This is a genomic window from Spirosoma sp. KUDC1026 (genome assembly GCF_013375035.1).
Taxonomy (GTDB): Bacteria; Bacteroidota; Bacteroidia; order Cytophagales; family Spirosomataceae; genus Spirosoma.
Genome location: NZ_CP056032.1, coordinates 2,660,928 through 2,684,380, shown reverse-complemented (window position 1 = coordinate 2,684,380; position 23,453 = coordinate 2,660,928). Strand labels below are relative to the sequence as shown.

The 23,453-nt window shown below is 54.2% G+C and carries 17 protein-coding genes; 8 read left to right on the top strand and 9 right to left on the bottom strand.

Annotated features, from left to right (window positions below; all coding sequences use genetic code 11):
• Nucleotide 1 precedes the first annotated feature (1 nt).
• Together HU175_RS11260 and HU175_RS11255 are read right to left on the bottom strand one after the other, a co-directional pair.
• Nucleotides 2–1,969: a patatin-like phospholipase family protein gene (locus HU175_RS11260; protein WP_176566694.1), complete on the bottom strand. Its 1,968-nt coding sequence runs from the start codon at nucleotides 1,967–1,969 to the stop codon at nucleotides 2–4.
• Between the two features lie 13 nt (nucleotides 1,970–1,982).
• Complete coding sequence (locus HU175_RS11255) at nucleotides 1,983–3,491, bottom strand: adenylate/guanylate cyclase domain-containing protein (RefSeq protein WP_176566693.1); 1,509 nt, start codon at nucleotides 3,489–3,491, stop codon at nucleotides 1,983–1,985.
• A 409-nt stretch (nucleotides 3,492–3,900) separates the two neighbouring features.
• On the opposite strand from HU175_RS11255, the gene HU175_RS11250 reads away from it, so the two are divergent.
• Nucleotides 3,901–4,632 (top strand): TonB family protein, encoded by a 732-nt coding sequence (locus tag HU175_RS11250; protein WP_176566692.1) that lies wholly within the window; start codon nucleotides 3,901–3,903, stop codon nucleotides 4,630–4,632.
• A 44-nt stretch (nucleotides 4,633–4,676) separates the two neighbouring features.
• Here HU175_RS11250 and HU175_RS11245 read toward each other — a convergent pair whose 3' ends face one another.
• On the bottom strand, nucleotides 4,677–6,230 hold the full coding sequence (locus tag HU175_RS11245; RefSeq protein WP_176566691.1) for a glycoside hydrolase family 32 protein: 1,554 nt from the start codon (nucleotides 6,228–6,230) through the stop codon (nucleotides 4,677–4,679).
• A gap of 255 nt (nucleotides 6,231–6,485) precedes the next feature.
• On the opposite strand from HU175_RS11245, the gene HU175_RS11240 reads away from it, so the two are divergent.
• The gene (locus HU175_RS11240) at nucleotides 6,486–8,096 is read left to right on the top strand and encodes an NAD(P)/FAD-dependent oxidoreductase (protein ID WP_176566690.1); all 1,611 of its coding nucleotides are present in this window, start codon (nucleotides 6,486–6,488) and stop codon (nucleotides 8,094–8,096) included.
• Between the two features lie 45 nt (nucleotides 8,097–8,141).
• Nucleotides 8,142–8,771: an NUDIX hydrolase gene (locus tag HU175_RS11235; RefSeq protein WP_176566689.1), complete on the top strand. Its 630-nt coding sequence runs from the start codon at nucleotides 8,142–8,144 to the stop codon at nucleotides 8,769–8,771.
• Here HU175_RS11235 and HU175_RS11230 read toward each other — a convergent pair whose 3' ends face one another.
• Nucleotides 8,772–9,419 (bottom strand): Uma2 family endonuclease, encoded by a 648-nt coding sequence (locus HU175_RS11230; protein ID WP_176566688.1) that lies wholly within the window; start codon nucleotides 9,417–9,419, stop codon nucleotides 8,772–8,774. It abuts the gene before it with no gap.
• Nucleotides 9,420–9,592: 173 nt separating this feature from the next.
• Here HU175_RS11230 and HU175_RS11225 point away from each other — a divergent pair, with 173 nt between their 5' ends.
• The gene (locus HU175_RS11225) at nucleotides 9,593–10,192 is read left to right on the top strand and encodes a hypothetical protein (RefSeq protein WP_176566687.1); all 600 of its coding nucleotides are present in this window, start codon (nucleotides 9,593–9,595) and stop codon (nucleotides 10,190–10,192) included.
• A gap of 8 nt (nucleotides 10,193–10,200) precedes the next feature.
• On the opposite strand, the gene HU175_RS11220 is transcribed toward HU175_RS11225, so the two are convergent.
• A complete protein-coding gene (locus tag HU175_RS11220) occupies nucleotides 10,201–12,354 on the bottom strand; it encodes a hypothetical protein (RefSeq protein WP_176566686.1) in 2,154 nt (717 codons plus the stop codon).
• Between the two features lie 300 nt (nucleotides 12,355–12,654).
• Here HU175_RS11220 and HU175_RS11215 point away from each other — a divergent pair, with 300 nt between their 5' ends.
• Nucleotides 12,655–13,800: an efflux RND transporter periplasmic adaptor subunit gene (locus HU175_RS11215; protein WP_176566685.1), complete on the top strand. Its 1,146-nt coding sequence runs from the start codon at nucleotides 12,655–12,657 to the stop codon at nucleotides 13,798–13,800.
• A gap of 22 nt (nucleotides 13,801–13,822) precedes the next feature.
• Nucleotides 13,823–16,957, top strand: coding sequence for an efflux RND transporter permease subunit (locus HU175_RS11210; protein WP_176566684.1), 3,135 nt, complete (start codon nucleotides 13,823–13,825; stop codon nucleotides 16,955–16,957).
• A gap of 170 nt (nucleotides 16,958–17,127) precedes the next feature.
• On the opposite strand, the gene HU175_RS11205 is transcribed toward HU175_RS11210, so the two are convergent.
• Nucleotides 17,128–17,859: an SGNH/GDSL hydrolase family protein gene (locus HU175_RS11205; RefSeq protein ID WP_176566683.1), complete on the bottom strand. Its 732-nt coding sequence runs from the start codon at nucleotides 17,857–17,859 to the stop codon at nucleotides 17,128–17,130.
• A 168-nt stretch (nucleotides 17,860–18,027) separates the two neighbouring features.
• On the opposite strand from HU175_RS11205, the gene HU175_RS11200 reads away from it, so the two are divergent.
• Nucleotides 18,028–18,636, top strand: coding sequence for an RNA polymerase sigma factor (locus HU175_RS11200; RefSeq protein WP_176566682.1), 609 nt, complete (start codon nucleotides 18,028–18,030; stop codon nucleotides 18,634–18,636).
• Entirely contained in the window at nucleotides 18,626–20,302 is a 1,677-nt protein-coding gene (locus tag HU175_RS11195; protein WP_176566681.1) for a hypothetical protein, read from the top strand. The genes HU175_RS11200 and HU175_RS11195 overlap by 11 nt, the downstream gene beginning before the upstream one ends.
• Nucleotides 20,303–20,538: 236 nt before the next feature.
• Here HU175_RS11195 and HU175_RS11190 read toward each other — a convergent pair whose 3' ends face one another.
• The 3 genes from HU175_RS11190 to HU175_RS11180 form a co-directional block, all read right to left on the bottom strand.
• Nucleotides 20,539–21,849: a PQQ-dependent sugar dehydrogenase gene (locus HU175_RS11190; protein WP_176566680.1), complete on the bottom strand. Its 1,311-nt coding sequence runs from the start codon at nucleotides 21,847–21,849 to the stop codon at nucleotides 20,539–20,541.
• Between the two features lie 132 nt (nucleotides 21,850–21,981).
• Nucleotides 21,982–22,404: a GNAT family N-acetyltransferase gene (locus tag HU175_RS11185; protein ID WP_176566679.1), complete on the bottom strand. Its 423-nt coding sequence runs from the start codon at nucleotides 22,402–22,404 to the stop codon at nucleotides 21,982–21,984.
• A 4-nt stretch (nucleotides 22,405–22,408) separates the two neighbouring features.
• Nucleotides 22,409–23,356: a threonine/serine dehydratase gene (locus tag HU175_RS11180; RefSeq protein ID WP_176566678.1), complete on the bottom strand. Its 948-nt coding sequence runs from the start codon at nucleotides 23,354–23,356 to the stop codon at nucleotides 22,409–22,411.
• Between the last annotated feature and the right edge of the window lie 97 nt (nucleotides 23,357–23,453).

Sequence of the window (23,453 nt, the reverse complement as noted above, 5' to 3'; positions counted from 1 at the left end):
CTTACGCCCGTAACCGGGCAAGTTCATCGGGATGGAGTCCGTTGAGCACCTCTACAGCGTGTTCGTAGCCTTTCTGCACGATATGGTCGTACGAGGTCCAGTTCATGATACCGTAACGGCTCACGTCGGGGTTAAAATACAGATCAGTATGCTGGATATTTTCGTTGCGTCGGGCGCTGCTGTACAGTAGGGTCGCATTGAGCATGAGCGACAAGAGCGAAGGGAGTCGGTATTTGCGTTGTCGTTTAGCCCGAAACCGATCCCGGAGCAGGCTCGTCGGGCTGGGAATCTGCTCCATGGTCAGCTTGCGGGGTTTGTCGATGCTCAGGTCTACGCCGATAACCTTGCCCACCCCGAACCGGCTCATCACATCGGCGGGAAAATTGTTGAATGAGCCACCGTCCACGAGCAGGTCATCGCCGTCGATTACGGGTGGAAACACCCCCGGAATGGCCGAAGTCGCCAGCAGGTATTTGAGCATGGGGCCCCGCGTGTGAATTTCCTCACGGGCGCGGGTATAGTTACTCGACAGGGCAAAAAAAGTTAGCCAGCTATCTTCAATGTAGGGGGTCGGGTTACCGGTGAAATCGCTGATGCAGGTCTGAATCATCTGCTCGATGCGTCGGCCCCGAATGAGTGAAATAAACGGCAGAACGTTATAGTCTTTAGTAGGGTTGAAATGGGCCGCTTTGCGGAGGTGCCAGGTGGTGGGTTCGATGGCCTCGTCAAACGAGAACGTAGCGGCTACCAACCCTCCCACGCTCGTTCCACCGACAACATCAACCGGAATATCCCACTCCTGTAACGCCCGCAGAACACCAATGTGAGCGAAGCCTTTGGCCCCGCCACCGGCCAGTACCAGCCCCACGGAGGTGCCGCTCAGGATGCGGGCAAACCGGGCCATATCGCGCTTCAGTCCGGAGCGCAGGTGGTAATGCCGCTTCACCGCCGGACGCGGGGCCAGCCAGTGAACCGTATGGCGCGGATGGGTCGTTTGGGGCGGATGCAGCAACAGCAGTGTGTGCGGAGCGCCCGTCCACGGTTCATTCATCAGGTAGTGCTTTTCGACGAGCGTCAGGTCGGGTGGCTGGGTAGCATCGGCCAGCAGCAGAATTTCGTCAGCCTGCCGCAAACACCGGCGCGTCCACTCCGAGAGAACCGGAAGGCCATTTCCCGACTGGTCTGCCCGGAGCGGGTCCGCAATGTACAGCATAAATTCATGCTGCGATTCCTGGTCGTCGAGCCATTGACTAAGCTGCCGGTAGGCCACCGGATTCTCTTTGTCGACCTGGGCAAAATCAGGCTGGTTGAAGACTTCGTTTACCTCGGCGCTCGACACCACAAAGGTGGTTCCTTTTTGGCGTAACAGGGGCGATAGTTCGCTTACCAACCGCGTGGCCGGGCTGATGGAATCGGCCGGGTCATCGTGCAGCGCCAGCACACAGATATTAACGGGTTTCTTAGCCGGGTGCGACCGGGTCAGCCGCGAGGTCACGTCTGACCCGGCGGCTTTGGGCTGCTCCTGTGAGGTGCGAAGCCGGTTAATGATGAGTTTGGTTACGTTTACGGATACAGTGGGGTAGGCGGCAACTATCTGCTCAAAAGCTTTTTGGGATAATTTCACCAACACGCTGTCGCGTAGTGCTATAATGGTTGCGCTACGTGGGTCACCCGTAAACATAGCCATCTCACCCACGGTTTCGCCCCGGATGATCTCACCCATTACCTGATGGTTGCCCTGTTCATCGGTTGTATACGCCTGCAACCGGCCGCTGATAACGAAATACAAACAGTCGCCGGGTTCGTATTGCCGGAACAACACCTCCCCCCCACTGATCTCCACCCATTGCAGCATGGGTTCGAGCAGGGCAAGCATAGTCGTATCAAACTCACCGAAAATACGATGCAGATTCGTTAGTAGCTGATCTTTATGGTGGGCGTTAGCCAACGGTTCAATTGTAAGTCTCATAGAAAAACGTCGATTAACTCCCTACAACGCTCAAAAGTTTATCGTACTGACTGTCAACAAAATACATACTCATATTGGCTTTATTCTTAGTGGCTATTTCGCCCCGATGTCGGCAGTTAAACCCTGTCTGCACCCGCTCGTAGGTGGCACCGGAGATATTAATCTGCCCCGGCTCACTGGCTGATTCGAGCCGGGCCGCCGTGTTGACCGTATCGCCCCAGATATCGTAGGCAAACTTGGTAGCACCCACTACCCCCGCAATCACCGGCCCGGTATGAATGCCAATCCGAATTTGAAAACCGATTTTGCCCTCGCGGGCGCGCTGGGCTTCGAGTTCGCCGATAAAGTCCCGGATTTCCAGGGCAGCTGCCACCATCTCGTGGGCATGATCGGGGTGAGCCGCGGGTAACCCGCCCGCGCACAGGTAGGCGTCACCGATGGTCTTGATTTTTTCGAGGCTGGGGTACTTACCGATGATGTAATCGAAGTGGCGGAAGCAGTAGTCGATCTCCTGCACCAGATCGACCGGCGAGAGTTGTTCACTGATTTTGGTGAAGTCGCGGAAATCGGTAAACATGATCGTCACCTCCTCGTGGTGCCGGGTACGGGTGATACCCTGAATCTTCAGCTCGTCAACCAGTTCACCGGGCAGGATGTTGAGCAGCAGTTCGTCGGAGCGTTTGCGGGCCAGATCGAGCTGGGTGTTTTTTTGACCCAGTTCTCGGTTAGCGCGTTGCTTATTGATAATGAGTCGCCAGAGCAGCGCTGCCAGTGCTACCAGCAGGCCGGCTCCCACCAGCAGGGCATTCCGAATGGTACGTTCATGCTCAACTTCGGCGGCTTTGAGGGCTTTCTCCTGTTCAAGAATCTGAAGTTGATCCTGCTGTGACCGCAGGATCAACTCCCGCATGGTCAGTATCGAATCTTTCTGACCAATCAATCGGTCTTTTTGCCCGATGAGCTGGTCTTTCTGACCCATGAGCTTACCCTGCCGTTGAAGTTGCTGCGCCCGGAGCGAGAGTTGCTGGCCCTGTTGAGTTAAAAGCGTTTGTTTTTGCTGGGTCTCAGAACTCAACGCACTAACGGCCTGCTGTGAGCTGGCGGCAGTTTCTTCAGCCTGTACTTTCTGGGTTTCGAGCCGGTTCAACTCAGCCATCAAATCAACCGAGCGCAACGTTTCCTCAGCCCGTTTGCGAAATCGCCGGGCTTTGGCTTTGTTGCCGAGGGTGGTGTGGAGTCGGGAAAGCTGCAGGGCAGCCAGTCCTATTACTTTAGGGGCGTTGAGCTTTTGACCGAGATCGAGAGCATGCTGAGCGTAGGCAAGCGCGCCGTTTGGATTACTGAGTTCGAGGTCTTTCGCCACAAAGAGCAGTATCTCAGCTTTTCGGGTAGAGTCCGTTTGCTGAGCCAGTTCGTTGGCCCAACGCGAAGACGGTAGTGCGCTATCCTGCGCCCATCCAGGCGACGACAACCGAACGAGTAACCCAATCAGGAGAAGGCAAACAAAATGGTTGATAGACATGATTAAAGAGGGAAAAGCAATACTTTGTTACACTGGATGCATGACAACGGTCGCCGTGACAACTGTCCCTATAGCAATAAGGCGGCAACCGTTGCCATCCGTATCGGCTACGTAGGTTGCCAACAGGCATTCACGTGTATGCACGACGGCTATGCAAGTAGCCCCATTACAAAAAATCCTGCTAACACACTCGTTACATTTAGTAACAACCACGTTACATTACCATAAAAAAAGCCTGATTTATCAGGCTTTTAAGTAAAATAGACGACCATCGCGTTAATTAACGGGTACGTCATGTTTACTCGATCGCGAAGAGGAATGTAGTGCCGTTTCCGAAAGATTCAGGCGACTTTTCGTAGTTACGCCCTTTCTTGTGTTGTTCGTCGAGACGCACTAAATCTGGTTCACCATGAAATCTTTCTTTATAATCGGTCTGCTAGCCCACCTCCTGCCCGCCACTTTGTTGGCACAGAGTGATTCTCTCCTCTTGGTGAGAGGCAAGGTCAGCACCAGTAAGGGGCAACCGTTGACAGGGGCAGTTGTTGGTGTTGCCAACACGACAAAAGGTACGACTACCGATCAGAATGGATTCTATTTGCTCAGCAATATTCCCAAAACGGCCAGCCTGTTTTTTGTTTACACTGGCTATAAATCAACAGTAAAATCACTGGCTGACGAAAAAGAGTCACTTGATCAGCTGGTGGTGAACGCCACGCTTGAGTTGGACCGGACATTGCTTCCTCCCATGGCCGCGACGGCCGATTACAAGGCAGTCAAACCAAACAAGCTAATGCCTCCACGGGCAACGTTACCGGAGTCAGCTACGCAAACAGGCGTACCGGTTGAACAGCAGGCTTATTTTCCCACGGGTGTTCCGGGGCTGATGCATTACGTGGCTCATAACCTGAAATACCCGGTGCAGGCCCGATCAGCTGGTGTTCAGGGCGATGTTATGGTAGAGTTCACCGTTATGCCCACTGGCAGTATCGGTCACGTTACCATCAGTCAGGGGCTGCATCCGGCCTGCGACCGGGAGGCCCTCCGCCTGGTACAACAAATGCCCCCCTGGGAGCCAGCGCGCCACAGCGGCCAGCCCGTCGCGTCTGTTTGGTTGCTACCCGTTCGATTTGCGGTTGAGTAAGATCGCACAGCTGATTCCGTGGGTGCCGTGGTCAGCCGGGCAAACTACCGCACAGCGCCAACTTTTTCTTTTCCCGGCTCAGCCAGCGCCGATTTCAGGCTGTTGTACGTCAATTTACTGATCGTCACGCCCGACGCTGATTGAAGCGTTAGTTTGCTCATGTCTTCCTCCGGGAAGAAAACGCTGGTCATGACACTCAGGCCGCTATCCGCAAAAAGCTCGACGGAAGCAACATCGACCAGCAGCGTAAGCGAGATACTTTTAGCCGTCGATAGCCGGGGGGACGTGCTGCGTTTGCCAAACCCTTTTTCAAAGTTTGTCTTTCCCGATTTTGTCCGATCGATGTAATAAGCGTTTTCGCTTTTGTCGTAACCAACTACCAGTTCATTGCCCTTATCGTTGGCAAGCACCACCGAGAAATCGCTGGTAGCCGGGGCAGACAAAGTCAGTTTAAACGTACGGGCGTTGCCACCCGTTTTTGCGCCCAGATCATACTCTCCGTTGACAGATACGTTCGTAAGGCTGGTGGTTTTATCAGTCAACACAGCCAGTTCCTTCACCGGGGTTGACGTTAGGAACAGGTTTCCGTTTGCCTCCTGCAGGCCAAACTCGCGGGGGACCGTATTTGCACTACGCCAGGCTACCGTCGGCACTTTATCGGCGTACTGCCAGTTACTCATCCAGCCCATCAGAATCATCCGATTACCGGTATTGGCGAACGTAACACCCGCGTAATTGTCGGGTCCGTAGTCCATCCATTTGGTTTCCTTCGAGCTTGAGGTAAATGTTTTACCGTCGAAGTCGCCCAGGAAATACTGCGTTGCCGAGCCGCCATTGGGGCCGCCGGGGTTGATACTGACCAGCAGTGCCCAGACGGTTTTGCCATTATGCGTGAGCGGCACCAGGTCCGGGCATTCCCAAACGCCCCCGTGCGCGCCGAGGTCTTTTCCGAATTCGCTTTCTTTGGTCCATTCCTTCAGGTTCGGCGACGAGTAAAACGTCACCCGGTCTTTGGTTGCCAGTGTCATAATCCACTTTTTCTGCGGCCCGTACCAACGCACTTTAGGATCACGAAAATCAGTAATACCGGGGTTGGGCAGGACAGGGTTACTAGCATACTTTGTCCAGGTTTTTCCTTCGTCCAGACTGTAGGCAATACTCTGGTACTGAAATTTGTCCGACTTCTGCTTCTCCAGCTTCTGGTTGTGGTGGGTAAAAATAGCGATCAGCGGCACTTGCCCGTTCTTACCAAAGCCGCTGGTGTTTTGCTCGTCTACGACCACGCTGCCCGAAAAAATCCAGCCCAGACTATCGGGGTATAAAGCGATGGGCTGCTCCCGCCAGTGAACCATGTCTTTGCTCGTGGCGTGTCCCCAGTGCATGGGTCCCCAGACGGTTGCCTCGGGGTAATACTGAAAGAACAGGTGATACTTCCCTTTATAATAGACCATCCCGTTCGGGTCATTCATCCAGTGGGCTTTGGGAGTAAAATGGAACTGCTCCCGGTGGGCTTCCGATCCGGCAGGTTGTGCCGTCTGTCCCAGTGCACAAAAGCTCATAAAAACCAACAAAGCGAAAGCCGTACTACGTTTTTGCATATGCATCATGATGTTGAGAAAACTACGTCAACCAGCAGAATTTGTTCAACAAATTGAGTATATTATTCTATTTCCTGCATCTCTCTGACATATATTTCCCGGGTAAAATTCAGTTTGTCACCTGTAGTAAACAAGATTGCCGGACGCGCTTATTTCATCGAACCGAACGGAGCTTCTCACTGTTTTCGCTGTTGATAGGCGTAGTTGCTTATTTTTGTCATTCATCGCCGGATAAACACCGGTCATGTCTTCGCTATGATTCATTCTCTCTCGCTGACGCTCACACCCGAGCAGGCTTACGACGATGTCCTGTTTCGCGAACAGGCATTACGGTCGTTGCACTTACCGCTCGATAGTCCATCCGTTGTACGCAAGCGTCGTCAGTCCGTTGACGCGCGGGGACGGCAGGTTCGGGTACACGTTGATGCTGACGTTTTTGTCGGTATTACTCCTCCCCCGCTGCTCAGCTACCAGAAACCACAAACCGATGTCAGTCATGCTCCGCAGGCTATTGTCGTTGGAGCAGGCCCGGCGGGTTTGTTTGCGGCCCTGCGGTTGATTGAGCTGGGTATCAAACCCATCGTGCTGGAACGGGGCAGCGACGTGCGTACCCGCCGACGCGATCTGGCGGCCATCAACAAAGATCATGTTGTCAATCCCGAATCGAACTACTGCTTTGGCGAGGGTGGTGCGGGGACGTATTCCGACGGAAAATTATACACCCGTTCGACCAAGCGAGGGGATGTCCGCCGGATTCTGGAGATTTTCGTGGCCCACGGCGCCACCGACGAGATTCTGGTTGATGCTCACCCGCACATTGGCACCAACAAATTGCCAAACGTTGTAGCCGACCTGCGCGAAAGTATTCTGCAGGCGGGGGGTGAAGTCCGGTTCGACACCAAAGTGGTTGATCTGCTGCTGGAGAATAACGAACTGAAAGGCGTTGTACTGGCGAATGGCGATGAGTTGCCGGGGATTGGCGTTATTCTGGCGACGGGCCACTCGGCGCGGGATATTTTCTACCTGCTCCAGGAACGTAACGTCAGGATCGAAGCCAAACCTTTCGCGATGGGTGTTCGGATCGAGCACCAGCAATCGCTGATTGATCAGTTTCAGTATCACCTCCCCAACCGGCCCGACGTAACGCGGGGCGATTACCTGCCTGCTGCGTCATACAGTCTGGTTACGCAAACCCGTTTTAACGGCGTTGAGCGAGGTGTTTTCTCGTTTTGTATGTGTCCGGGTGGTTTCATTGTGCCAGCCGCCACGGCTCCCGGCGAACTGGTTGTCAACGGCATGTCGCCCTCGCGCCGGGATTCAAAATTCGCCAATTCGGGGCTGGTCGTTGCCATCACCGATCAGGACCTGAAACCCTACGCCGACGAAGGCGCGCTGGCCGGTCTGGCCTTACAGCAGGACCTGGAACGCTGGGCCTGCCGCATTGGCAGCGAAGCCGACGCCCAGCGTTCGCAGACGGCACCCGCCCAGCGTATCGCCGATTTTGTGGACGGTCGCGTCTCGGGTTCCTTGCTGCCAACGTCCTATCAGCCAGGCCTTGTTTCCGTCGACATGACCGACGTACTGCCCGACCATATTGCCCAGCCACTTCGGCAGGGTCTGCGCGACTTCGGCCGAAAAATGAACGGGTATCTCAGTAACGACGGTCAGATCATTGGCGTTGAAAGCCGGACCTCCTCGCCGGTACGTATCCCGCGTGACCGTGATACCTGCGAGCACGTTGAGGTGCGTCGGCTCTTTCCCTGTGGCGAAGGCGCGGGCTACGCCGGGGGTATTGTTTCGGCTGCCATGGACGGCGAGCGCTGCGCCGAGCAACTAGCCCAGCTTTACAAAAGAGGTTTTTCGTAAAACGTAGTTTACTCCTTAACCCCACCCATCATTTGTTCTCCCCCCATGATCGACACTGCGTTTCAAAGCTTCGCCAAAGACCTCCAGCAACGTTTGCAGAAACCGCTGCCCGGTGAGCTTGCCCATCGTAAAATGGCCTCGTCGAGCCGGCTGCGTTATACCGTCAAACCAAACGAGCGGACCCGACGCAGTGCAGTCCTGATCTGCTTTTACCCGTACCAGCATTCCATCTACCTGCCGCTGATCCTGCGCCCGCAATACGACGGTGTTCACGCGGGGCAGATGGCGTTTCCGGGTGGTCGCATGGAGCGGATCGACGAGAACCTAACCCGAACGGCGTTGCGGGAAGCACAGGAAGAAGTCGGCATTCGGATATCGGACGTGAAGGTCCTGGGACAGTTGACGGAGCTATTTATTCCGCCGAGTAATTTCTACGTGCAGCCAGTGGTGGGCATCCTCCCCTACCGCCCTGATTTTTACCCCGACCCCCGCGAAGTGGAAGCCGTTGTAGAAGTGGACCTGGAAAATCTGCTGGACGAAACCATCGTCGGCGATACGCAGATCGACGTGCGGGGTATCCTGATCGACGCGCCCTTCTACCAGATTGAAGGCCACCGCGTCTGGGGAGCCACGGCCATGATGATCAGCGAGTTACTGATGGTAATGGCGGCCTGATTATTCTTTTTGCGCTTCGTCGTAGAGTGCAGCCAGGTTAAAGGTCATTCCGTCCGTAATCGTTATGTCGTGGTTCCAGCCGTCGCGAATAATGATTGGGCCATCCGCTTCTGATTCCCAGATGACGGGTACATTTTCCGTAAAGATCCAGATCACTTTCTTCGCACCAAACTCGTGCAGCTCACGGGTTTTCTTGATGAAATAAGCCTGCTGATATTGGTATTTGGCCAGGTCAGCCTTCGTATCGATCTCGATGACATAGTCGGGTGCCACGCTCATGTATTTGTTGGTGAACTCGTATCCTTTCAGACGTTCTCGCTCATAAATAGCGATGTCGCAGGCACGCCATTTCTTCTTGCGCAGCTGCACCCCGACCTCACTCGACAAATACCGAAAGCGTCTGTTGAATGGGTGGGCAAATAAATACCGCTGTATAATTTCAACAAGAAAACTCTGTAATCCACTCGATCCCATTATTTCTTCGGGCACCTTCGTTCCATTCAATACCTCCCGGTAGCCCGCGTAATAAACCGGCTTTTCATCTTCCATCTCATAAACGAGCTGGTTTAACAAAAGCCGTCGCCGACGACGCTGTTCGAGCGTCATAGCATTTTTTTTAGGCGTTATCGTTTCGTCAACCGGTATCATAGCGTTGCTTATTTGAGGGCAAGATACAAAATAATAGTAGCGTTTTGGCGGCAATAACCTATATCCGAACGGCCCATGATTTATTTTCCACTGGCCGTCACCTCTTATTATAAAGCCTTTGTTATCTGCTAGTTGAGCCGTACATTGGCAGCTTCCACACAGACTGTTGTTCGATGCTTACCCTTTCCGCCACCCGGCAAACGCCCTATCCCTATCTACAGATTTTCTCTTTCTTCGGCTATACAGCCGTAACGATCCTGCTCAGTAACTTGACTACGCTGATCGTGTTTGGTAAACTCGGTCAGTACTTTTTTTGCTACAAGGCGCTGGTTTGTGCGGCTCACCCTTTTGTCAATCGAGAAGAGACCATTCTGGGAAGCCTGTTGTTTATCGGCTTTCGATTAGGCTTGGTCTGGCTGTTGACCCGGTTTGTAGGCAGTCGCACTACGGTCATCAATTCGCTGCTGCGCGAAAGCATTTTCGGTCTTTACCTCGCCGACCTGGTGTACGTCCTTGCCTTCCCGATCAGTCTGCTGATTGGGAAAGACATTGTTGACTGGTATTATGGCAGTTCTACTGATACGTTCCGGCTGGCCTACACAGCGCATATCAACCCTGTGGTCACGTTTCTGCTCACCGGCCTGTTCTGCCTGTGGTTGCATAGTCGAGCGGATCGCTTTTCTCCCGCGTCGTTCCTCTTGCGTTTTATCTTGTGCAGTGTCTCGCTTTGCCTCTATATAGCCTGGATCGAACTGATCCGGATTCCTGGTTAATTATCGTTTTACGGCATCTGGTTCAAGCCTTCCCAGCGCACCTGCCAGCTTCCGTCTTTCGGAAAGCCGGGATTTGGTTCGCCGGCATACCCGTCCCAACCTGCACACATCATCGAAACGGCCATTAGCAAGCCACCATTGCCGGGCAGGTAAATCCGCAGGTTGTCGCGCTGGTAGTTGTGGCCGTTGGGTAGGTACGTATTTTTCGTTACCGGCATCAATAACGCATCAATGGCCTGCCCGGGCCGACCCAGCCGCGCGGCCGTCATGGCGGTTAGTGGATAGTCCCAACCCCAGGTGTCTGGCCAGTGCCAGTCACGCATGATTTTATCGAAGGTGCGCTGCATGGTTGCTACATCGAGCTGCGGGGATGCGGGCAGAAAACCATACGCACCCAGCACGGCCGGATGGTCGGTCATGTATTCCGGGGCGGTGTACGAATCCGGGGCGCTTTCGGCCGCCAGGTAAAGGCCATCCTGGACGGGAAGGGATGAGAGTTTTTTCAGTACGTCGTCCCATTTTGGGTTTCGCGCCAATCTCAGCCGTTGCCGCCACTGCTGCGCTACGGAGATTCCCCATCGCCAGTAAGCCAGTTCAAAGGTCGGATTGACAGTTGTTTCGGGTTTAAAGCGCTCCTGCGCCGGAATCAGACCGGGACCAAGCACGTAGCGCTTCCTGACCGGATCGAAGTACGCATAGGACGCCATAAAATCCGCCGTTTCGAAAACCAGGTCTTTGTACTTCTCCAGCACCGTCGGGTTTCGATAATGCCGGTAGCAAAGTTCGGCGAAGTAGAGAAAATGGGGTTGCTGCCAGATCAAAAAAGGCGATACCGTCGATGGACTTTCGTTGCCGTCACGATCGGTCATTTTCTGCCAGCGTATTCCGTCAAATCCCTGCCGCTGGGCAAGCTCGCGCGCTTTGTGCCGCGCCGTCCGGTACCAGTCCAGGCTTTTTTCAAGCAGTTCAATCCGGTTCCATTGGGCAAAATGAGCGGCATGCCACCAGTGCATTTCCAAATGTGGCCGACCGTACCAGCTATTATACGTCAATCCTGTCTCCTGCGGGGGCATGGACCCGGCGCACTGGATTTTGGTCAGGTATTGCGACAAAATAATCCGCCGTTCGAGTTCAGTCGAGCGTGGGTCTGTGCTGCCCGCCAGGTCGACGGCTCCGCCCGACTGCCAGAACAGTTCCCAGCGCTGGTAACTGTTAGTACGGGTATCTGCGGCCGATTCAGGTAGCTCGTCGGGCGCCTTTTCGGAAAAGTGAACACTCACCGCCAGCGAATCGCTCTGTTGATCGGGCGTCAGCACGAACGCGTGCCGTTCGGGTTGCGCCAGCGTAGGCCGACCAGTCCAGCGCATCCGAACGACGTAATGCGTTGTGTCCAGCGTACGATCGATACGCGCACCGGATGTTCTCAGCAGTTTAAGTTGTGAGCTATGCTTGTCCGGACTTTGCCAGTCGTCGGCGCGCTGCCAGTCACCAGAACCGTACGGAAAACAGAGTTTCAGGCTTATCCGTCCTGTTTTCAATAAAGGCGACCGAACGAGAACGGCCACCTGATCCTGGTCCTGATGCGCCACCGTTACGGCATCGACCGGCTGGCCGTTCAGTTCGAAATGGCTCCGGATTTCGCCTGTCCAGAGGTCCAGCTCCTGCCAGACATTTTTCAGGTCTTCTGGTCGGACAGCTGTACCATCGGCATTGGTCAACCCAAAGCCCAACTGTCCTAGATGCAGCCGGTGCGGATTCTCGCGAAACCAGTCTGAAACGGCTTTTTTGCGCGCCGGAGCGGCATAGGCGTAGGTATACGGCACCGTACGTCCGTGCGACGCATAGTCCTTGTAAACCTCCTCGATACGGTATTGCTGCGTATTCAGAAAGCTGTGCCAGCCCCACTGCGCCTGCGTTCCCAGCGACACGCCTTTCTGGTATAGCTCCGGAAAGGTTTGCAAACCGGTAGGGTCGACCGTAAACGCGAATTCGCCATTGCCCACGGATAGCGACTGCAGGGAATCGAAACGCGTAACCACTACGTTATGCCGCCCAACAACTGCCCTCCGATCGATACGTATTGCGGGTTTTGGCTGGGTCAACACGAGTGGTGCGTAGCCAGTCAGGAGCAGCAGGACCAGTCGATAAAACAAATGAGTCATAAATTTGAATCTTACTCCCAAAAGAGTCGCCCGGCGTTTACCTACCCAGTGTTGAAACCATCTCTCCTGTATGCTGATTAGCGAATAGAATGCTAATGAACTATCTTGTCGAAACGAAATAGAACCAGTTGGTTACGGCCCATGATTCAGCATTGAAATATCGTCATTCAGCGATAATCCAGCTGTATTGGCCTTAATTCAGATTGATAAAATCCATCCTGGGTTTACCTTTGCAGGCGCGTGAGACGGGCGCTGAGTTTCCGTTTTTTATTCAATTCCTCCCTTCCAAAATTACAACCAGTGAAAAGATGGATTGCGATTGGTCTGGTCGTCTTAGTTCTCGGCGGGATCATAGTGTATAATAAAGTATTACACCCGGCACCTGGCGCCACGAGTGGCGGGTCCGGTGGTGGCGGAGAGGGTGGTAAAGGCGGCTCTGGTAAAGGTGGAGCCGGGGGCGCCGGTAAAGGCCAAACGCTGGCCGTCAACGCTTTTGTAGTCGTCTCGCAATCGCTGCGGGAGGACGTAGTATCCAGCGGTTCGCTGCTGGCGGCCGAGCAGGTCGACATCTATCCCGAAATTTCAGCCCGGATTACACAACTGAACATCCGCGAGGGACAGCCCGTTGCCAAAGGGGCGCTGCTCGTCAAACTGTTCGACCAGGACCTGCGGGCGCAGCTTCAGAAATTACTGGCGCTGGCCGACAATGCCCGCCGGACCGAAGACCGCAATAAGCAGTTGCTTGCCAAGGGCGGTATCAGCCAGCAGGAATTTGACATTGCCACGACGAACTTACGGTCGTCGCTGGCCGATATTGATCTGGTAAAAGCCAATCTCCTGCGTACCGAAATCCGGGCGCCGTTTTCGGGTGTCATCGGTTTACGTAATGTCAGTGCTGGCGCCGTCGTTACGCCAAGTACGTTGATCGCTCGTTTACAGCAGATTTCGTCACTGAAGCTCGATTTTTCCATTCCGGAAAAATATGGTTCAGCCGTACGTACCGGCAGCACGATTTCGTTTCAGGTAGACGGCAGCGATAAAGCCGGACAGGGTTCTGTGTATGCAATTGAACCCGGCGTGGAAGAGCAGACACGTAATCTGCGCATCCGGGCCCGGGTAAACAATACGTCGGCGCGTTACCGTCCTGGTACGTTTGCCAGGGTTACGCTTACCATCCAGAACGAACGTAGTCTGGTCGTACCGACCCAGGCCGTTATCCCGCAAACGCGCACGAATCAGGTGATTGTGATCAACAACGGGAAAGCCCAGTTTAAGGATGTGAAGACAGGACTGCGGACGGCCGGAACCATTCAGATTCTGTCCGGACTGGCCGCGGGTGACACCGTCGCGACGACTGGTCTACTCTTCCTGAAGCCCGATGCCCCGGTCAAGGTCGGACGGGTTATTCAACTGCCGGGGGCCGAGTCTAAAGTAGCCAGCAACTAATGAACCTACAACTCAACCAGTTATGAGCTTACCCGAATTAAGTCTAAACCGGCCCGTTTTTGCGATGGTGATGTCCATCGTTATCGTGCTGTTCGGTATCATTGGCTTTTCATTTCTGGGCGTCCGGGAGTATCCAGCCATTGACCCGCCGGTTATCACCGTACGGACCAACTATACCGGAGCGAACCCCGACATTGTTGAGTCGCAGATAACGGAACCCATCGAGAAATCGCTGAACAGTATTGAGGGGATTCGTACTATCTCGTCGAATAGCGCACTGGGAGCCAGTACCATTACGGTTGAGTTTAATCTGGACGCCAACCTCGAACAGGCGGCTAACGACGTGCGCGACAAGGTATCGCAGGCCCAGCGCCAGCTACCCCAGGATATTGATGCTCCGCCCGTCGTTACGAAGGCCGATGCCAACTCGGACCCGATCATTTTCATGACTGTCCAGAGTACGAGCCGTAACCCGACTCAGTTGTCGGACTATGCGGAGAACGTATTGCAGGAACGTTTACAAACCATTCCCGGCGTTAGCCAGGCCAATATCTACGGCCTCAAGCGGCAGGCCATGCGGCTCTGGATTGACCCCATCAAACTGTCAGCGTATCAATTAACGGCTCAGGATATCCAGAGTGCCTTAACAGCGCAGAACGTCGAGCTGCCCAGTGGTAAGGTATATGGTAATAGTACCGAGCTAACGGTGAAAGCCGTAGGACGCCTGACCACCGAAGAAGATTTCAACAACCTGATTCTGCGTCAGACGGCCAACCAGATCATCCGCTTCAAGGATGTGGGGTATGCCGTTCTGGGTGCCGAAAATGAAGAAACGTTATCGAAACAGAATGGAGCTATTGGCGTTATTCTGGTTTTGATTCCGCAACCCGGCGCCAATTACGTCAGCATTGCCGACGAGTTTTATAAACGGTTTGATCAGCTTAAGAAAGACCTACCATCCGATATTCTGGTTAACGTAGGCATTGACCGGAGTACGTTCATCCGTCGGGCCATTGAGGAAGTTGGCGAGACGCTGATTATTTCGTTTGTACTGGTCGTTCTGGTCATCTACCTCTTCTTCCGCGACTGGCTGATTGCGTTCCGCCCGCTGATCGATATTCCGGTGTCGCTGATCGGCGCGTTCTTTATCATGTACATTGCCGACTTCAGTATCAACGTCTTGACGCTGCTGGGTATCGTACTGGCCACGGGACTGGTAGTGGATGACGGGATTGTCGTCACGGAAAACATTTATAAGAAGGTCGAACAGGGTATGGACACGCAGCAGGCGGCCAAGGAAGGATCGAATGAGATCTTTTTCGCCGTACTCGCTACATCGATTACGCTGGCTGTCGTGTTCCTGCCGATTATCTTCCTGGAAGGGTTCGTGGGTCGCCTGTTCCGTGAATTCGGGATCGTTGTAGCGGGTGCCGTCTTGATTTCGGCCTTCGTATCGCTGACCCTGACACCGGTACTGAGCGTAAAACTAACAGCTAAAGACCACAGCAAGCGGTCTTGGTTCTACCGAAAAACCGAACCGTTTTTCCAATGGCTTGACCAGACGTACCGCGATTCACTCGATGCGTTCATGCGGAAGCGGGCCTGGGCTTTTGTTATGATCGGTGCCTGCGCAGCCCTGATTTTTGGGCTGGGTGCGCTGCTTAAATCGGAACTGGCTCCGCTCGAGGACCGGAGCCGTACCCGCGTTTCCATCACATCGCCCGAAGGAACCAGTTACGAATCGCAGGCCAACGTTACTGACCGGGTCATGCAGCTCGTACTTGACTCGATCCCCGAAACACGGTTGGCCTTTAGTGTGGTAGCGCCCGGTTTTTCGGGAGCCGGAGCCGTCAACTCGTCCTTCGTGATCATCAACATGGTTGAGCCAACCGAACGGAATCGCTCGCAGCAGGAGATCGTGGATTACCTGAACAAAAACATCAAGAAATTCAGCGAAGCCCGCATGTTTGCCACCCAGGATCAAACGATTCAGGTGGGACGGGGCGGTGGTCTGCCGGTTCAGTTCGTTATTCAGAACCTGAACTTCGAGAAACTGCGGGAGAAGCTGCCTAACTTCCTGGACGAAGTACAGAAAGACCCAACTTTCCAGACCTCAGACGTTGACCTGAAGTTCAATAAACCTGAACTGAACATCAGCATCGATCGGGAGAAGGCGACAAACCTCGGTATTTCAGTTCAGGACGTAGCGCAGACGCTGCAACTGGCGCTGAGTAACCGACGACTAGCCTACTTCCTGATGAACGGAAAACAGTATCAGGTAATCGGCCAGGTAGACCGCGCCGACCGCGACGCGCCTGTCGACCTGCAGTCGTTTTACGTTCGATCAAGCCGGGGTGAACTCGTTCAATTGGATAACCTGGTCAAGTTTGAGGAAGTAAGTAGTCCCCCACAGGTGTACCACTACAACCGATTCAAATCGGCGACGGTATCGGCGGGGCTGGCTCCGGGCAAAACCATTGGCGACGGTGTTGCGGCCATGCAGGCCATTGCCGACCGGACCCTCGACCAGACGTTCCAGACATCGCTGTCCGGCCCCTCGCGTGACTACGCCGAGAGCTCGTCGAATACGTTGTTTGCCTTTGGCCTGGCACTCATACTGGTCTACCTGATTCTGGCGGCTCAGTTCGATTCGTTTATCGATCCGCTGATCATCATGATTACCGTACCCCTGGCGCTGGCCGGTGCCGTATTCTCGCTCTGGATGTTCAACCAGACCCTGAACATCTTCAGCCAGATTGGTATCATCATGCTGGTCGGGCTGGTTACCAAGAACGGTATTCTGATCGTTGAATTTGCTAACGAACAGCGCCTGACGGGTAAGAACAAATACGAAGCTGCTATCGAATCGGCCGCGCTACGTCTCCGTCCAATCCTGATGACTACGCTGGTAGCGGCCTTTGGGGCACTGCCGCTGGCCTTGGCGCTGGGTGCCGCGTCGAAAAGCCGGATGCCGCTGGGTATCGTTATCGTGGGTGGGCTGCTGTTCTCGCTTGTGCTGACCTTATACGTCGTACCGGTAATCTACACGTACATGACCCGTCGGAAAGACGTTGAGCAACGTCCGCTGCCTCAGCCCGAAGGACGCCCCACCGGCGATACGACGAAACCAGAAGAAATGGAAGTGCAATTCAAATAGCTAGTTCAATATCTTAATCCAAACGTAAAAGGGGGCTGAAATTTCAGCCCCCTTTTACGTTTTACTACGTAGTCAAGTAAGTGTATTGAACTCTGGTAAAGCGGGCAACTAATCAGGCGAAATCGATTACAGCCTTGCCAGCGTCTTCTGGGTTCTTTACGTTCTCAACGTCACTCCCGCTTGATGGCCTGCACCGTAACGATCGTTGGGGCCGACTGGTAAAAGTCAAACAGGGCGCGTCCGACCAGTTCGTGGCTGATGGTATTGATAAACGTCTGGCTATCGGCCAGGAAATACTCTTCGCGGGGGGCAACAACTAGGTGCGAATCGAATATGCTGAATAACTGCTTTTCCCCTTCCTGCTGAAGCATAGCCCGGCACTGCTCCCGTTGCGCATGACACCAGGGGTTCAGGTGCGCAAAAGGCGTTACCAGCAGTACGTTGTGCCGGTATGGGCTCAGCAGACGTAACAGTTCCAGTAAAGCTTTCGGCGGTTTAGTCAGCCCCAGCAGGTTTCTCAGCCGCCAATCTGTCCGTTGGATTAAGGACCGCAGCCGGTTTCTGGTGGTTGAACCGGGCACAACAACCTGATCCGTACGAATCGGCCAGAGCAGCGACGGACTCAGCGGTTCGGGTTTAGACGACGACCAGCGAATGGACGTGTTCGAGCGGGTTGTCAGCCAGTGCTGATTCGGCTGAATAATGATTAGATCATACTGGTTCAGCGGCAACCGCGCCAGCGTTGATATGGCCTGGGGAATGGTTAAATGCGCGTAGGCTTCGACCGAAACGGCGGGCCCGCTCTGACTGATCTGCCGGATAAAATGACCAATGTAGCTCAACTGACCGGCCGACAGGCCATAGCCGTACGTATGCGCATCACCAAGTATCAGTATATTCATCCATCACCAACGGCGCGATTCAGGTCCGTTTCCTGTCAGTACGTTTCTGATCCGGGAAACGTGGCAGCACAAAAAAAAATGTCGGATAGCAGACTGGTTTGCAACACTTTTGCTGGTCAATGCGTATCTGGATTATCAAGCATGTGCTCACGCTAATTTGACATAATTTTGTTCTTCAGGAAATCGTCATCCTTCTCTGACAATGACCTTCCGAGTGTCATCCAGGCTTGCCGTGCCAACGATTCCCGTGCACAGCGCATTCTGTTCAAGCAGTTTTTCGGGTACGCCAAAAGCATCTGTTTACGCTATACCTCCAGCGTTGAAGAAGCCGAAGACGTACTGAACGAAGGTTTTCTGAAGGCGTTTCAACATCTGGACAGCTACAATGAGGCTTTACCCTTTAAAGCCTGGTTACGCACGATTCTCGTCAACACCGCCATCAGCCATTACCGCCGGAACAGTCGTTTCGAGCAGCAGAGCTCACTGGAATCGGGCGAGCAGGTGGCGCTCGATAACGACGTTGTTGATCAGATTGCCGCCGATGAAATACTGGCGCTGGTGCAGAAGCTCAATCCTACGCACCGTACGGTGTTTATGATGCACGTTGTCGATGGCTACAGTCTCCACGAAATTGCTGAACTGCTGAATCATAACGAGGCAACTGTTCGCTCTAATTATTCACGCGCCCGCCAAAAGCTGCAACAGCTAATTAAGCAGGCTTACCCGTTCCATGTCAAGTCAGGCCCAGCGGCCTCTGTTCCTTATCATGAAAACTGATCGCTTCACCGATATTATCCGGCGTAAACTGGAAAGTATTCGGCCGGAGTTTACCGAAAACGACTGGACAAAGATGCAGGCGTCCCTCCAGCAGGCGACACCAACCTCTACTATTGTCCAGCATCCGGCCAGCCGAAGCTGGTACGCACAGCCTTGGGTACCGCTCACCGCAGCCGCCAGCGTGGCGGCTCTGGTTGCCCTAGCTGCCTGGCAACGGTCTGAAATCGCTACCCTGCGACAGACGGTTCAGGCGTTGAACACGGAAAAACCAGCCGTTACGCAGTCGTCTTCAATGAACCTCGCCGACAAAGTAGCCGAGCCAACGGTTGTCCATCAAACCGATACGGTGTACATCACCCGGTACGTTCCCGTTCCGGCGAAGTCAGCAGCCAATGCCGACCAGGTAGACAGTCGCGGCCAGTGGGCTGAGGCTACTCCGACTGATGACGTCAACCGTCGGGGAAACTCGGTAGCTGATGCTCCCGGCAGCGAGTCGTTGCGTCGTGCTACGGCTGGAGCAATGGGGATAACGCCGTCGTCAATACCGACGGAAGCTACAGGCACTACCGACAGCCAGTTAGCGGTTAGCCGACCTGGCCGAACGCAGAACAAGCGCAGCACGGATCAACCAATCCGGTCAGCAACGAACGGCGTTGGAACAAACCGGTTAGATCGGGATCTGTCCGGCACGAACGTAACGTCAGCGGAGGAATCCAGCGTTGCTACGTCAGGCAACAAGACCCAGCGCGATCGGCTACGTTCCTCAACGGATCAGGCAGGCCAGGCATCGGCAAATGGTAGCTACTCAGAAACGCCAGCAACAGGATTGCCGGGGCAGCCAGCCAATACGGCCAACGAGTCGATCAACCCCGGCGAATCAGCTATCGCGGCCAACTTCGATCAGTTGACCAATCAGCCCCTGCAGTTGACCGATCTGGATTGGAACACGATGATGCTACGGAAAGCCAGTCGCCGGATGCGGCCGGTTCGTACCGTAACGATTGGCGGTACGCAGGCACAGAGCCCTGCCAGTCAGTCGGTGGCCAAATTTGCCCCCCGCTTCCGAATTGGTATTGGGGGCGACCTAACGGCTCGTTTCAGGAATACAGCCATCACGGGTGAGCTGATTCTAGGCAAGCACTGGACCCTGGGCGTTGGCTACGGCCAGTCGGTTCGTTTTGACGGGGATTTCAAAACGGAAAAAGAGTTTAACATAAAGAATTATCCGAAAACATTCCAAAAGGAGTACGACAAAGCGGTCGATCCTAGGTTTGACCCTTCGGTCATTATTACCAATATCAGTCTGAAACAGGAGCAAAGGGAGATTCCGTTGCAAATAGGTTACCGGATTCCACTAACCCAATCGTTTACGATTCTGCCAACGGTAGGTACGAATCTGACTCTATCGAACACCGAACGTCTAACCTTCGATCGGATAGCGAAGAAGTTCAATGGTTATGATGTATCTCGAGTCGAATCCAGCCGGAGTCGTCCGTATGATGTTTTCAATAATTTGACCGTCGGCACGGCAATCGAGTGGCAGAAGAGTCACTGGGTAGCGCAGGCCGGACCACTGGCAACGACGCAGCTTGTTCGGGGCAATAATGTCAACGCCTATAGCCCGTTCAACATTGGTGCTCGGGTGCGGTTGTTCTACCAGTTCTAAGCCGGTACGGTACGCTTAACAAAAAAGGCGGATCCATCAATGGATCCGCCTTTTTTGTTAAGCGAAAGAAACCAGTCAAACGTTTCATTTTACTCCTGTTTTTATCATTTCGACCTTGGGAGGAATCTTAAGCTTGACTAGTATCAAAGCTTGAGATTCCTCCCAAGGTCGAAATGACAAAATCGCTTGTTACCAGCCTTCTAGAAAGCTCAAACAGCGCTGAAGTTAACTACGTCTTACTTGTTGGCTACAATACGCCAGATGCGGTCAGCGGCATCGTCGGCTACGAGTAAAGCGCCATCGGGGGCTACCGTTACACCCACCGGCCGGCCGTATACTTCTTTGTCCTTGCCAGTTACGAAGCCGGTCAGGAAGTCTTCGGGTTTACCTGGCTTGCCATTTTCGAAGGGCACAAATACTACCTTGTATCCCGAGAAAGTCGACCGGTTCCAGGAGCCGTGCTGCCCCACGAACGCCCCGTTTTTGTACTTAGCCGGAAACTGATCGGCGTCATAAAACGTGAGTCCGAGCGAAGCCGTATGCGATCCCAGGGGCACGTCCGGCACGATTGCTTTCTGCACTAGTTCCGGATGCTCTCCTTTCCGGCGCGGATCGACGTTCTGACCGTAGTATGAATACGGCCAGCCGTAGAAACCACCCTCTTTCACACTAGTCATGTAATCGGGTACCAGGTCATCGCCTAATTCATCCCGCTCGTTCACGGCGGTGTACAGCGTGTTCGTTGATGGCTGCCAGTCCATTCCGACCGGATTACGAAGACCACTAGCGTAGATTTTCTCACCCGTACCGTCCGGATTGATCTGTATAATGTTCGCCCGACGCACTTCATTGGCTTCGCCGTGCTCACCTACGTTGCTTCCCGAACCAACCGACACATATATTTTTTTTCCATCCGGACTAGCCAGCAGGTTACGCGTCCAGTGGTTGTTATAGCCTCCCACGGGCAGGTCCAGAATTTTCTTTCCGGCGGTCGTCATCTTCATCTGCCCTGCCTGGTACGGATACTGCCAGACGCCCCCTGTGTTGGCTACGTAAAAGCTGTTGTTCAGCACCAGCATGCCAAATGGCTGATCCAGATTTTCCAGAAAAACTTCTCGTTGGTCGGGTTTGCCGTCTTTGTTCGTGTCCCGGAAAATAGTAATGCGGTTGGCACTTTCGGTGGTATGCTCCGACTTGTTACGTCCCGACACAATAGACTCTACTTTTTTCTTGACGCCCTTCCGCTCCGTGTTGGCCTCGGCAACGAAAATATCACCGTTGGGAGCTACATAGACCCAGCGGGGACTTTTCATATCGCGCGCAAACTCCGTGACCGTGAATCCCTGCGGAGCCTGTGGTGTTTTTCCCTCGGGCCAGCCAATCACGTTGCTGAAGCGCGTGACCGATTCGGTTTCGTAGGGAGCGGGCAGGTTGAGTTCCTTTGTCTCGGTTTCGACGACCTCACCGGTCTGATCCGTTTCTTTTTTCTGACTGCAAGCAAACAGACTGGCTGCCAGTCCCACCGTCAGTATCGTTGATGTTTTCATTCGTACTACGTTCTGTTTTGTTGAGTATACCTGTTCGTTGGTACATTTACTCAACTACGTAGTTATTCCTTTGGTTATAAATTAACTAAGACTGTTCTTCGCCTGCCGGCTGTGCGTTCACTCTCCGCCAAATCAGAGAGACATCGAAAACGTAGCGTAAGCGATCGGTCCTTTGTAAAACACGTCACTGACGGGTGCCATACCAAACCGGCGATAGAAATCGGCGGCATCCAGCCGGGCATCGCACCAGAGTTCTGTAGCACCCATTCGTCGGGCTTCAGCGATGACATGGTTCAACAGCTGCGTCCCGATTCCCTGCCGCTGCCGATCCGGCCGGGCGGCAAATTTCCGGAAACGCGCCGGGTGCCCATCGGAAGTTTCATTCTCCAGAAACAGCGAAATCACCGCGACCAGCTCATTATCCAGAAAAGCCCCGTAGTGGTAGCCACTGGCGTCGTTATCGACTTTTACGTAGTCGAGCGGTTTGTCGGGCCAGAGCACGCTGTGGCGTAGCGGATAGGTTTGCTCAGGCGTAATCGGCGTAACGGTCAGCATAGAGTCAGAAGGGTAATTTGCCCAGATCAACGTTCCCACCCGTCAGGACGATCCCGACTTTCTGACCGGCAAACTGGTTTTTATGTTTCAGCACGGCGGCCAGCGGGACGGCGCAGGATGGTTCGATCACGATCTTCATCCGCTCCCAGACCAGCCGCATGGCGGCAACGATTTCCTCGTCGGACACGGTCAGTACGTCTGCTACGTGCTGGCGGATGATGGCCAGCGTCCGTTCGCTCAGGCCCGTCATCAACCCATCGGCAATGGTATTGATGTAGGGCGCTTTTTCCACTTTCCCGCTTTTGATTGACAGAACAGCGTCGGCCGCCCCTTCGGGCTCTCCGGCAATAACGCGGGTAGTAGGCGACAAATAGTGAGTAATCAGACTTGTCCCGCTCAGGAGCCCGCCCCCACCAACGGGAGTCAGGATCACGTCGAAGGGTGTTTCCTGACCGTAGTCTTCGATCAGTTCTTTGGCGGCCGTTGCCTGCCCGGCAATAACCCGGTCATCGTCGAAGGGGTGCACCAGGACGGCCCCGGTTCGTTCGATCATCTCCCGGACGCCCTGCTCGCGCGCTTCAAGTGTTGGTTCGCACTCGATGATTTCGGCCCCATAGCCCCGAACGGCATCTTTTTTAACCTGCGGAGCCGTACGGGGCATAACGATGTACGCAGGCAACCCAACCTGCCGGGCGGCAAAAGCAACAGCCTGCGCGTGGTTACCCGACGAGTGGGTCGTGATGGCCTTTCCTTCCCCGTTGGCCGCGACCTGTAATACAGCGTTCAGGCCACCCCTGGCTTTGAACGCACCAATCTTCTGGAAGTTCTCGCACTTGAAATAGAGTTTGGCTCCCACCCGCTGGTTGATGGTCTGGTTGGTCAGCACCGCCGTACGGTGGATATACGGTCGAATACGCTCGTGGGCGTCGGTAATGGTATCGAGGGTAATCATGCGTGATAGCGTAACAGTCGGCGCAAAATACGAACAAATCCGACCCGACCATCAATCGACAGCCGGTTTCGGGATAGCTAACGTACCAGTGGCATTT